The sequence below is a fragment of the Methanoregula sp. genome, assembly GCF_049510175.1.
Classification (GTDB): domain Archaea; phylum Halobacteriota; class Methanomicrobia; order Methanomicrobiales; family Methanospirillaceae; genus Methanoregula.
Window position 1 is genome coordinate 425,346 of sequence record NZ_JBEKZF010000002.1, and the last position, 12,435, is coordinate 437,780.

Annotated in this window: 10 protein-coding genes; 1 reads left to right on the plus strand and 9 read right to left on the minus strand. The window is 54.5% G+C overall.

Annotated features, from left to right (window positions below; genetic code table 11):
- Positions 1–36: 36 nt before the first annotated feature.
- From gyrA to ABSG49_RS05315, 8 genes are all read right to left on the minus strand, one after another.
- The gene (gene gyrA / locus ABSG49_RS05280; protein ID WP_424025059.1) at positions 37–2,529 is read right to left on the minus strand and encodes a DNA gyrase subunit A; all 2,493 of its coding nucleotides are present in this window, start codon (positions 2,527–2,529) and stop codon (positions 37–39) included.
- Positions 2,519–4,603 (minus strand): DNA topoisomerase subunit B, encoded by a 2,085-nt coding sequence (locus ABSG49_RS05285; RefSeq protein ID WP_424025060.1) that lies wholly within the window; start codon positions 4,601–4,603, stop codon positions 2,519–2,521. The genes gyrA and ABSG49_RS05285 overlap by 11 nt, the downstream gene beginning before the upstream one ends.
- Positions 4,604–4,897: 294 nt before the next feature.
- Positions 4,898–5,155: a hypothetical protein gene (locus ABSG49_RS05290; protein ID WP_424025061.1), complete on the minus strand. Its 258-nt coding sequence runs from the start codon at positions 5,153–5,155 to the stop codon at positions 4,898–4,900.
- Positions 5,156–5,264: 109 nt separating this feature from the next.
- Positions 5,265–6,092 carry a cobalt ECF transporter T component CbiQ gene (gene cbiQ / locus ABSG49_RS05295; RefSeq protein WP_424025062.1) on the minus strand — a complete coding sequence of 276 codons (828 nt, stop codon included), beginning with the start codon at positions 6,090–6,092 and terminating at the stop codon, positions 5,265–5,267.
- Complete coding sequence (locus tag ABSG49_RS05300; RefSeq protein WP_424025063.1) at positions 6,089–6,922, minus strand: ATP-binding cassette domain-containing protein; 834 nt, start codon at positions 6,920–6,922, stop codon at positions 6,089–6,091. The genes cbiQ and ABSG49_RS05300 overlap by 4 nt, the downstream gene beginning before the upstream one ends.
- Positions 6,923–6,973: 51 nt before the next feature.
- On the minus strand, positions 6,974–7,333 hold the full coding sequence (locus ABSG49_RS05305) for a PDGLE domain-containing protein (RefSeq protein ID WP_424025064.1): 360 nt from the start codon (positions 7,331–7,333) through the stop codon (positions 6,974–6,976).
- Positions 7,333–7,989, minus strand: a complete 657-nt coding sequence (gene cbiM / locus ABSG49_RS05310) for a cobalt transporter CbiM (RefSeq protein WP_424025065.1) — start codon at positions 7,987–7,989, stop codon at positions 7,333–7,335. The genes ABSG49_RS05305 and cbiM overlap by 1 nt, the downstream gene beginning before the upstream one ends.
- 234 nt (positions 7,990–8,223) lie before the next feature.
- Positions 8,224–8,469 carry a hypothetical protein gene (locus tag ABSG49_RS05315; RefSeq protein WP_424025066.1) on the minus strand — a complete coding sequence of 82 codons (246 nt, stop codon included), beginning with the start codon at positions 8,467–8,469 and terminating at the stop codon, positions 8,224–8,226.
- 256 nt (positions 8,470–8,725) lie between these two features.
- On the opposite strand from ABSG49_RS05315, the gene mgtA reads away from it, so the two are divergent.
- Positions 8,726–11,320, plus strand: a complete 2,595-nt coding sequence (gene mgtA / locus ABSG49_RS05320) for a magnesium-translocating P-type ATPase (protein ID WP_424025067.1) — start codon at positions 8,726–8,728, stop codon at positions 11,318–11,320.
- A gap of 109 nt (positions 11,321–11,429) precedes the next feature.
- Here mgtA and ABSG49_RS05325 read toward each other — a convergent pair whose 3' ends face one another.
- A complete protein-coding gene (locus ABSG49_RS05325; RefSeq protein ID WP_424025068.1) occupies positions 11,430–12,383 on the minus strand; it encodes an HPr kinase/phosphorylase in 954 nt (317 codons plus the stop codon).
- Between the last annotated feature and the right edge of the window lie 52 nt (positions 12,384–12,435).

Below are 12,435 nucleotides of genomic sequence, written 5' to 3' on the forward strand. Positions count from 1 at the left end.
GTTCGAGCATAAAAAAAGAAAAAGTGCTCTGTATTGTTATCCTTCAGGTTTTTCCGGACCGGGGGTTTCTGTACCATTATCCATATCCGCCGGGAGGATGGCAACGCCCACGACCTTGTCCTTCTCGTCAAGGCGCATGACCCGGACACCTTTCGTGCCCCTGCCGATGATCCGGAACTCGCTGACCGGTGTCCGGATGACTACGCCCGATGCGGTCATCGCGATGATCTCGTCGCTGTCGGAGACCGCACGTGATTCGATGACTACCGCATCACGTTCGAGCTGCATGTTCCGGACCCCCATGGTGCCCCGGCCATGCCCCCGGAACTCGTCGAACTCGCTCCGCTTCCCAAACCCGACATCGGAGATGGTGAGCAGGTGGTCCTTTGCAAGGAGCGTGACGGCGACGATCGTGTCATCGCTCTTGAGCTTCATACCCCGCACACCCTGTGCATTCCGTCCCACCGTCCTCACAGTCTCCTCGTGGAACCGCAGGCTCTGGCCGAACCGGGTGGTCAGGATGAGCTCGTTGTTGCCGTTGGTCAGGATCACATCGACAAGCCGGTCGTTCTCCTTGAGCTTGATCGCGTTGGTCCCGGTGGAGCGCGGGTTGGAGAATTCGTCGAGATGAATCTTGATTGCCTGACCGAACTTTGTGGCGAACAGGAGGAACTGGTCTTCCCGGAATTCCTTAATCGGGAGGACGGTGGTGACGACCTCGTCCTTTAAGTTGAGGAGGTTGACGAGCGGTTTCCCCTTCGCAATCCGCGAGCTCTCGGGGATCTGGTAGACTTTCAGCCAGTAGACCCGGCCGATGTTGGTGAAGCAGAGGAGATAGTCCTTCATGTCGGCAACAAAGACCGACTCGACAAAGTCCTCCTCTTTCGTTGTCATGCCGGTGATCCCGTGACCGCCACGGCGTTGTTTGCGGTACGTGTCGATGTCCATGCGCTTGATGTAGTTTGCCGAAGTGATGGAAACGAGCACCGTCTTGTCCTCGATGAGGTCCTCGGTGGAGAGTTCGCTCGTGTCGAGCGCGATCTGGGTGCGGCGCTTGTCGCCGAACTTCGCCGCAATCTCGCTCGTCTCGCGCCGGATCTCGTCCTTAATGTTTGCCTCGCTCGAAAGGATCGTCTCGAGCCGTGTGATCTCCGCTTCGAGCCCCTTCTTCTCGTCCATGATCTTCTGCTGTTCGAGAGCAGCGAGACGGCGCAGCTGCATCTGGAGGATCGCATTGGCCTGCGGCTCGTCAAGCCTGAACTGGGCGATCAGGGCGTTGCGGGCATTATCGACGGTATCGGATGCGCGTATGGCCTTGATAATCTGGTCGATCTTCGAGAGCGCGATGAGCAGCCCGTTGAGGATGTGGACCTTCTCCTGCGCCTTCTTGAGGTCGAACTCGGACCTGCGCCGGATCACCTCTATCCGGTGGTGGACGAAGTGCCCGAGCAGGGCATGCAGGTTCAGGATCTTCGGCTGACCATCGACGATGGCAAGGTTGGAGGCCCAGAAACTGGATTCGAGCGCTGTGTTCTTGTACAGGTTGTTTAAGATGACCGGTGACATCGTTCCCTTGCGGAGTTCGAAGACGACACGTATGCCCTCCTTGTCGGACTCATCACGGATATCGCTGATGCCGTCGATCTTCTTGTCTTTCACCATCTCGGCGATGGTCGTGATCCACTGCGCCTTGTTCACCTGGTACGGGAGTTCGGTGACGATGATCCGGTCGCCCCTGTTTCCGCCCTCGGACTCCTCGATCTCTGCAACACCGCGGACGACCACGCGACCCTGGCCGGTGGTATAGATGTTCTTGACACCTTCGACGCCCATCAGGATGCCGCCCGTGGGGAAGTCCGGGCCCGGCATGATCCTTAAGAGATCTTCGACAGCGATCTCCGGGTTGTCGACATAAGCCGAGACTGCCGTGCAGACCTCCTTGAGGTTGTGCGGCGGCATCTTCGTTGCCATACCGACCGCGATACCGTCCGTCCCGTTGACGAGCAGGTTCGGGATCTTCGCCGGGAGCACGGTGGGCTCCTGCAGTGACTCATCGTAGTTCGGGATGAAGTCCACGGTCTCCTTGTCGAGATCCTCGAGGAGCGCTTCCGCGTACGGGAAAAGCCGCACTTCGGTGTACCTGCTCGCTGCTGCAGCATCGCCGTCAATGGACCCAAAGTTCCCCTGCCCCTGCACCAGCATGTGGCGGTACGAGAAGGGCTGGGCCATCTTGACGATGGTATCGTAGATGGACGAGTCGCCGTGCGGGTGGTATTTACCCATCACGTCACCGACTACCCTCGCGCTCTTCCGGGTGGGCTTGTCGCTCGTGTTGCCCATGTCCCACATACCATAGAGCGAACGGCGGTGAACCGGCTTGAGGCCGTCCCTTACATCGGGGATCGCACGGCCGATAATGACCGACATCGCATAGTTGATATACGAGGTCTTCATCTCGTGCTCGATGCTGATCGGCTCGACCCGGTGGGTCTCCGGAGTTCCTGCCGGGGATCTCTTATCAGATGTCAAGGTTGGTCACCTCCTTGGCATGACGCATAATGAAATTCTTCCTGATCTCAACATCCTTTCCCATCAGGGTCTTGAAGACCTCGTTCGCCTCGAGGGCGTCTTCGATGGTGACTTTCAGGAAGATGCGGTGGGCGGGGTCCATGGTTGTGTCCCAGAGCTGCTGGGCGTTCATCTCACCGAGACCCTTGTACCGCTGGACGGAGACGCCTTTCTCTCCCATGGCCGCGGAGACCTTCTGCATCTCCTCCTCCTTGTACACGTATTTCTCCTCCTTTCCCTTTGCAATGCGGAAGAGGGGGGGCTGGGCGATGTACACATACCCCGCTTCGACAAGCTTGAGCATGTAACGGTAGAAGAACGTGAGGAGCAGCGTCCGGATATGGGCGCCATCCACATCGGCATCGGTCATGATCACGATGTGGTGGTAGCGTGCCCGCTCGATATCGAACTTCTCCCCGACGCCGGTCCCGATGGCAGAAAGGAGCGTCTGGATTTCTGCGTTCTTTAAGATCTGGTGCTCGCCGGCCTTTTCCACGTTCAGGATCTTTCCCCGGAGCGGGAGGATGGCCTGGAACTTCCGGTCCCGGCCCTGCTTGGCGGAACCGCCTGCCGAGTCTCCTTCCACGATATAGATCTCGGATTTGGCCGGGTCCCGCTCGGAACAATCGGAGAGCTTTCCCGGGAGGCCGGAACTCTCGAGGGAACTCTTGCGACGGGCAAGGTCCCGGGCGTTCCGTGCTGCCTCGCGGGCCTTTGCCGCGGAGAGCGCTTTCTCGATGATGGTCTTCAGCACGTTCGGGTTCTCGTCGAAATACTCGGTGAGCGCTGCGTAGACCAGTGAATCGACAACGCCTTTGACACTGCTGTTGCCAAGGCGCATCTTGGTCTGCCCGTCAAACTGGGGGTTCGCCATCTTGACGGAGACCACGGAGGTGAGACCTTCCCGCACATCCTCACCCCTGAGGGTGATCGTGGCGTTCTCCTTGATGAGGCCGTTGCGTTTTGCGACCGTATTGATCGTGCGGGTGATCGCACTGCGGAACCCTTCGAGATGCGTCCCGCCTTCCTTTGTATTGACCGAGTTAACGTACGAGTAGATCTTCTCGTCATACGCTGTGGTGTATTGCATCGCCACTTCGAGTTCGAGCTTGTTTTCTGCATCCTTTTTGGAAATATCGATCGGGAGCGGGTGAAGGCATTCCGCGCCTTCATTGAGGTACTTGACAAACTCGGTAAGTCCCCCGGCATAGCAGTAAGTTGCCGTGTCACCGGAGCGCTCATCGGTGATGATGATCGTGAGCCCCGCGTTCAGGAACGCGAGTTCCCGCAGGCGGTGGGCCAGAATATCGTAATCGAAGGTGGTGGTCTCGAAGATGGTGGCATCCGGGACGAAGTGGATCCGGGTGCCGGTCATCTTTGCACCGAACTGTGCGAGGAAGACGCGCCGGTTTTCCTGCTCCGAGGCGACAGGATCGATTGCCGGTGCCTTGGTGAGGTCCTGCTGGCCGGCTGTGTGCGTGGCCACCGGGACTGCCGTGCGGTTGAACGGCGCTGGTTCCCCGTACCACTGCTGGTACCGCGCGATCATTTCGCTCAGGGTCTCCTCCCGCGTCGAGAGTGGGGAGGTCATTTTTCCCTGACTAAACCGCATCTCGTAGATATTGCCGTCACGGTACACGTGTGCGGAGAGCCAGTTGGAGAGGGCATTGACGACCGAGACACCGACACCATGGAGACCGCCCGAGACCTGGTAGGTCTCCTTGTCGAATTTCCCGCCGGCGTGCAGGACCGTGAGGACGACCTCGAGGGCGCTCTTGCCGTTCTTCTCCATCCGGTCGACCGGGATACCCCGGCCGTTATCCTCAACCATGAGGGAGCCGTCCCGGTTGATGACCACCGTAATACGGCTGCAGTACCCGGCAAGGGCTTCATCTATCGAATTGTCCACGACTTCGTAAACGAGGTGGTGCAGGCCGCGGGTGTCGGTACTGCCGATATACATCGCCGGACGCTCGCGGACCGGGGTGAGTCCTTCGAGAACCGTGATGTGTGATGCATCGTACGTGTCAGTCAAGAAAAACCTCCTTTAAAAAAATAATAAAATTACGCAGAATTTTCACATAGAATGTTGGTGTCTTGACCATATAAGCATGATGCTCGATTTCAGGCGTAAAATGTGCGGGAATGTTTTACGTGAAAAAACGTGTTTTTCTGATGATTATCCATTAAATATAATTTAATTGTTTTAAGGGGAGGAAACATTCCCAAGAACTCAGAACCGGGTGTTGAACAGGGTAGCGTCTTTTTTTTATATGATATTCTCCAGCGATTGAATATCAGTTCCAAAGAAGTATGAGATGTGCCCGGCTCACTTGAACTCACCCACACCGGCATCTTTGAGACCAAGTTCCTGGTCGATTGCCACGACCAGTCGTTTCAGGGTAAAAAGCACTTCCCGGGCATCCTCTTTGTCCATGGAGCCCGGCTGGTGCCAGATCACTTTCTTCCGCAGCAGGGTCGTGAGTTCTTCGACTTCCGTTCCCCGGAATTTCTCCGGCAATACCAGTCCTTCGACGTGATCGCCCGTACCATGCCAGGGCTGTTCCGGTGGCAGGGCAAAATGCATGGCGATCAGCGTGATGCTGGTTACAAACCCATGGCTGAACGGGTGTTCCCTGGGGAGATGATGGTAGCGGGATTAAACAAAGGTACTGTTGCCGGATCACCCGCATTTTTTAAAACAAACGGACTGCGGTCAGCCAGACCGTCACCGGGACAACAATGACGAATACTAGGGAAATGGAAAGGAATGCAATCTCGCCCCTGCGAAGAGGTTTTTTGCTGACGAAAAGGAAGCTGTTCCGGCCATAGCCCCGGCAGAGCATGCTGGTATACACCCTCTCTCCCTGCTCGTAAGCCCGGATGAACATGGATCCGATCGTGTATCCCAGTTGTCGCATGCGGTATTTCCAGGGTAAAGAGGTATCAAAAGCACTAAAGCATCGGGTCGCCAGGGACTCATTTACCTTCCGGAAGATGTAGCCGAACACAAACAGGTACCGGATCATCATGCCAAGCACCAGCGCAAAATCTGCGGGAAGCCCGAGCCGGGTACCTCCTTCGAGCATATCCTGGAGTTTCGTAGTCGACGAGAGCAGGATGATGAATGAGATTGATATGATGAATTTTACGAGGAGGATGAAGGCAAACGTCACGGATTCAGAGTAGATGGCAATCCCGAGGGGGAGCGTCAGGATCGCGTGGTAATCAGTGTAATACTTGTTCTTGAGAAAGATCTGGAAGAATATCACAATCCCCCAGAGGGGGACAATCTCGATGAGGCGCTGGAGGTAGATAACCGGAGACAGTTTGGTGAGTGCCCACAGGATAATGAAAAATGCAAAGAAAATACCTCCGACCGTGTACACCATCGTAGAATAAGGGACGGATACGATGGCGATGATCACGGCAAATGCAAGGATAATCTTAACCCGGGCATCCAGCCGGTGGATGTAACTATCCTTGTATGCATGCTTCTCGATCTGGAAGAGCTCTTCTATCATGATCGGCCTTTGAATGCCTCAAGGAATGCCGTCTCTGCCTCTTCGAACGTGAAGGCCATCTCCACGGGTATTCCCTTCTCCTGGAGTGACTGGATCAGTTTAGGGTAAAGCGGGACATCAAGCCGGACGGACCTGAGCAGCTCGGTCTGGACGAACACTTCCGCCACGCTTCCCTGTGCCACAATTCTGCCCTTATCCATGACGTAAATATAATCAGCGATCTCAGGAATAAGGCTGACATCGTGTGTGGAGAAGATCACGGTCATCCCGGACTTCTTCTTCAGGTCGTTGATGAAGCCGAGGAGATCGTGCACACCTTTAGGATCGAGACCGGCAGTAGGTTCATCGAGCACGAGTACTTCGGGCTCCATCGCGATAGCACCGGCAATGGCGACCCGCTTCTTCTCCCCGCCGCTCAGGTGGTGGGGGACCCGGTCGGCAATATGCTCAATACCGGTGATCCGCAATGCTTCTTCCACCCGGTGATGGATGGTTTCTTCATCCAGTCCAAGGTTCGTGGGGCCGAATGCAACATCCAGTGCAACCGTGGGTGCAAAGATCTGGTCATCAGGATTCTGGAAGACGATGCCGACAAACTTACGCACCTCACGGATGTTTGCCTTGGTTATCGGCTCTCCCCGGATATGGACGGTCCCTGCCGTGGGTTTGAAGATGCCGTTGAAATGCTTAAAGAGGGTACTCTTCCCGGCACCGTTGGATCCCATGACCGCTATCCGCGAATTCCTCGGGGCAATGAAGTTGATCCCTTCCAGCGCCTTCACGCTGCCGGGATACGAATAACAGAGGTTTCGTGTCTCAATGAGGTGCATGTCCGTATCCTTTTTGATGAAAAAAATTAAAGTCCTGTTGGTTTGTGTTTTTTATAAAGCCTGTTTCTTCGATCCGTCTGCTTTCTGTTTTTTAAGCAGATAAGCAAGGCCGATACCGATCATGAACGTCAGGATCGTCCCGATGACCATTGCAATGATTCCACCCAGCGGCCCCCAATTTTCGCCGAGGGTATAGTCCTGCATTGGCGACGAGTAGGAGAAGTGTCCCGGTGCCTCGACCTTCACATCCTCGCCCGTGGCCGGGGCGGTGAGGCTTTTCTGCCCGCTTACGATCAGGGCCGTGCTGTCAAGCCCGTCGGGGTCGCTGGACGCGAAGAATACCGCAATAATCGCAATGGCAAGGGCAATAAGAACTCCGGCGACCAGGAATTTTTTGTTCTTCTCATCCATCAGGAAGTCCCTCCTTTGGAACCGTTCACTTTTACTTTATCGTCCATCAGATCCGGCCGGACATTCAGGATTAATTTGAGAGCAAGTACCGTGATAACTGCCTCGATGATACCTATGAGGGCATGGTAGAGACCCATTGCGATCAATCCTTCCCGGAGCGGGAATGTTCCGGCAAAATACATCTCAACTGCGCACGCCTCGGCCGGTATAAAACACGCGAGCCATGCTGCGGGAAATGCCGAGAGGCTGAGGTTCTTTGTGATGGGCATCAGGCCGTGGAATGTGTAGTATCCGACAAACCCCCCGATGACACCCATGTTGATGATGTTGGCACCCATGGTCGTAATCCCGCCGTCGCCGAACAATACGCCCTGCACGATCAGCACCAGGGTGAGGATAAAGACCGCGGCGAACGGCGACCCGAGCACGATTGCCACGAGTGCGCCACCCACAAGATGCCCGCTCGTCCCCATTGAGACGGGAAGGTTGAAGGACATAAGTGCAAAGACAGCCGCAGCAAGAACCGCAACCATGGGGATTCTCTCTTCAGTCATCTCATTTTTAGCCCAGCGTAGGGCGAGAGCTACGAATATGAGTGTTATGATCCAGTAGAATGCGCCCTGCCAGATCGGCATGAATGCGTCAGGAATGTGCATGCTGTCACCGAGTAATACCAATTTAATTTTTAGTAGCACTTGTATAGTTAATAATGTTACTATTTAATTATTTGGTTTGATTATTTTTAAAAAAACGGTGAAAAATGTATATAATTTTTTATAAAAGGTAAAACCGAGTTCGCAGGTCTCTCTCTACGACGCAGAAAGCGGACGCCCGTCAACAATCCCGCTCGTCAAGGGATGATACAGAAAAAGAGAAAAAGTGCTGGATATTTACTGCTGGTTGCCCAGGGCGCCTTTGATCATATCGGCAGTGCCCGCGGGAAGATTGAGGCCCGCGATGACATTCGGGAGGACGCTCAGCATCGTCTTCTGGCCTTCCGGTGTACCGGCAAAATTCTGCAGCAGTGCAATACCTTCAGGAGATGCGAGGAATTTCTTGACCGCGTCCTGTCCTTCGGGGGACGAGATATAGCCTGCAACCGCCCCCCCCATTCCACTTAAGTTTCCGAAATTCATTTCTCTGTCACTTCACGTATTATTTTGCTTGTACACTTTATGCTGTCTCACTCTTATAAGAATTGGGGATTCAGCCCTCGTTTTTCTCCACCATTGCCTCCCTTTCATTCAACCTGCGCAGGAATTGGATGTTCATTCTGTAATAATGCCGGCCAAAATGGTAATCCGATCGCATTATCCGGTTGCATACCCGGATCGAAGCGCTCTTTACCTTCAACCAATAATCAATCCATTCAGAAGGTTGTAATGGCCGGGGATGATGATGACACGCCATGAAGGAGAGAAAAGGCCGGAACAGGACATCCTGTATCATGCCATACCCGAACAGGACCTGTATGCTGCCCTTGCCTCAACCGCACAGGGGCTCACCTCGCAGCAGGTACTGGCACAACGGGAACGCTACGGAGCAAATGATATCTCTCACCTCCGGAAACGACCGGCGATCCTGCAGTTCCTCGACCATCTGAAAAACCCCCTTGTCATCATCCTGCTTCTTGCGGCGGGAGTATCGCTGGTTGTTGGAGACGTGGTCGATGCCGCCATCATTTTTATTATCGTTCTTGCGAGCGTGACGCTGGATTTCTTCCAGGAATACAAGGCAGGAAATGCGGCAGAGCTTCTCAAACAGAAAATCCTGACAAAAACCACGGTTTTCCGGGACGGGATACCAGTGGAACTGCCGGTCACCGAACTCGTGCCCGGCGATCTCGTCTCACTTGCCGCCGGGGATATTGTTCCCGCCGATGCGCGGGTCATCGTCTCGAAGGACTGTTATGTCAACCAGTCCGCCCTTACCGGTGAAGCGTTTCCGGTCCCGAAGTCCGCCGGGCTTGCGGACGGTAAAAAACCGCTGACGGAGGCAGCGAATTATCTCTTCCTTGGCACATCCGTAGTCAGCGGTACCGCGACGGCGATGATCACCAAAACCGGCGCATCAACGGAATTTGGCAAGATTGCAAAGTCCCTTGTTGAACGACCTCCTGAAACGGAGTTCGAGCGCGGACTCAAACAGTTCAGCTACCTGATGTCGAAATTTGTTTTTTTCCTCGTCATCATTGTCTTCTTCATCAATGCATTGTACCGGCACGGGATCCTGGAATCGCTCCTCTTCTCGGTTGCACTTGCTGTCGGAATGACTCCGGAATTACTGCCGATGATCCTTTCGCTGAACCTTTCGAAAGGTGCGCTCGCCATGTCCGGCAAGGGTGCGATAGTCAAACACCCTGAGTCGATCCAGAACTTCGGCAGCATGGATATTCTCTGTACGGATAAAACCGGCACGCTCACCGAGAACCAGATTGACCTTGTGAGGCATCTCGACGTGCAGGGAAACGACAGCGAGAATGTCCTGCTGTATTCCTACATCAACAGTTCCTTCCATACCGGCCTGAAAAGCCCGCTTGACGAGGCGGTTGTCAGGTTCCGTCATATCGATATCGACGATTACACCAAGATTGATGAAATCCCGTTTGATTTCATACGCAGGCGGGTATCCGTCATCACGTCACGGACATCCGGTATGATTCTCGTTTCGAAAGGAGCGCCGGAGGAGATCCTCCGTGTCTGTTCGTCCGTTGAGATCGGGGGGGCTGTCGAGCCGCTGACGGACTCCCGGCGTGAACAGATCAATGCTCTCTACTATGCCCAGAGTTCCGAGGGTTTCCGGACCCTGGCGGTATGTTACCGGTCGGTGAATCCCGGGCAGGCAAGGTTTTCCATCGATGACGAAAAGGAGATGGTTCTCGTCGGGTTGATCACGTTTATCGATCCCCCCAAGGAGAGTGCCCGTGAATCCATCCAGATGCTCGCCCGGTCCGGGATCGAACTCAAGATCCTGACCGGCGACAATGAACTGGTCACCAGAAAGACCTGCGAGCTGATCGGGCTTGAAGTAAAAGGGGTACTGACAGGTGCAGAGATCGAGGTCATGGACGAGCAGACCTTGTCACGTGTCGTCGGTAATGTCACTATATTCTCCCGCATGACGCCAGTACAGAAGAACCGGGTCATGAGAGCCCTGAAGCATAATGGTCATGTTGTCGGGTTCATGGGTGATGGCATCAACGATGCTCCTTCTATCCGGGAGGCGGATGTGGGCATTTCCGTAGAGAATGCTGTAGATATTGCAAAGGAATCCGCCGATATCATCCTCTTAAAGAACGACCTGAGAATCCTCAACGACGGAGTGCTCGAAGGGAGGAAGACGTTTGGGAACACCATGAAATATATTTTGATGGGCACGAGTTCCAATTTCGGGAACATGTTTTCCGTTGCCCTGGCGTCGGTGTTCCTGCGGTTCCTCCCGATGCTGCCGGTCCAGATCCTCCTCAACAACCTGCTCTACGACCTCTCTGAGGCCGCCATCCCGACTGACAACGTGGATGAATCCTATACCCGCACCCCCAAGAAATGGGATATGGAATTCATCCGGAAATTCGTCTTTGTCTTTGGTCCCATCAGCTCGGTTTTTGACGTTATTACCTTCATTCTCCTGCTGGTTGTATTCAGCGCCGATGCCGCATTCTTCCAGACCGCCTGGTTTGTTGAATCCATCTGCACGCAGACCCTGGTGATCTTTCTGATCAGGACCCGGGTCTTTCCCTTTTACCGGAGCAGGCCGAGCAGGCTTCTCCTTGCCAGTACGATCCTTGTCGTGTTTGTTGCCTGTATTCTGCCGTTCACAATACTCGGGAGCCTGTTTGGTTTCGTCCACCTCCCGGCCTCGTTCTTTGTGGTATTGGTGGGACTGATTGCAGGGTATCTTGTTATTGTCGAACTGGTGAAACGCTGGTTTTACCGACGCTACTCCGGGTTCAGTGAGCAACGTCTTGCAAAACCCGTTGCCCCATAAAATCCTCTTTATCACCAGCGGGCGATCTCCCGTGCATGTATTTATGACAACAGCCGGGAAAACACAAAATTAAGACAAGTCTCCGTGGTCTGCTTGGCAAGGCCTACGTTCAATCATCCTGCGGGATCCCGGCAAGTGACCGTATCATCCTCTGGGTTTCTTCCGGTGTCCCGGTAGTATTGATCTCGTAAATGGTCGTGCGCTTAAGGAGATCTGCAAGATACTGCGTCCGTATCATCGTTTTATAGGGATTGCTGACGAGGAGATGCGGGTTGAAGTAATTATTCCGGGAGAACAATGCAAGGGCTGTCTCCGGGTTGAGTGACTGTACCGTATCGGGATCGGACGGATCCCGCTTGAGCACGATCACCATCTTCAGCGTCGTCAGGGGAAGAAGCCTCCCCTTCCCGATCACCCACCGGATATCTGCCACCGCCCGGCCATCCCCGTCAAAATCCCCCTCCTTGACGAGCCCGCCGAATTCCTTCCAGATCTTTTCAAGGTCCTGGCGGATGTAGAAATTCTTCTCTGAACCATAGGCAAGGATCTCCGGGCCGAAGACCCGGGAAAAGAACCAGTCGTCCGAAACAATGCGGGTATGGGGGTCCTTGAGCAGCCCGTATGTATGGGTTGTTTTTCCGGCTCCCGAAGTACCGACAAGACAAAGCCCGCTGCCCCCGATGTCGATACAGGCGCCGTGCACGGAGAAGATATCGTGCTCGTCCTCGAGAATATCACCGGCAAGACTGAGGGCCAGCGACTTTATCCACCCGTAATAACTGAAATTGAACAGGAATGCGGTCTTGGACTGGGGATCGTACAGGACCGTGTCGGGCTGATAGCCCTGGTCCCTGAACACGAACATTCTCCCGTGCGAACGGATATTCTGGGACATGGAGTAAAAATTCTCCTGCCATGTATCCCTGAGCGCGTGGTCATCCGACAGGAGTTTGATGCAGCAGCCGTATATCTCGGATTTGATCTCGTACCGGACCGCAGGCATGTAGTGCCCAGTCAGGCGCTCTTTTTCATCCGGGGTGATGAGGGAAATGCTATAGGTCATGGTGAACCCGCGGCCGGTGATGGCCCTGATCAGCTATCCGCAGAGGTCTTTT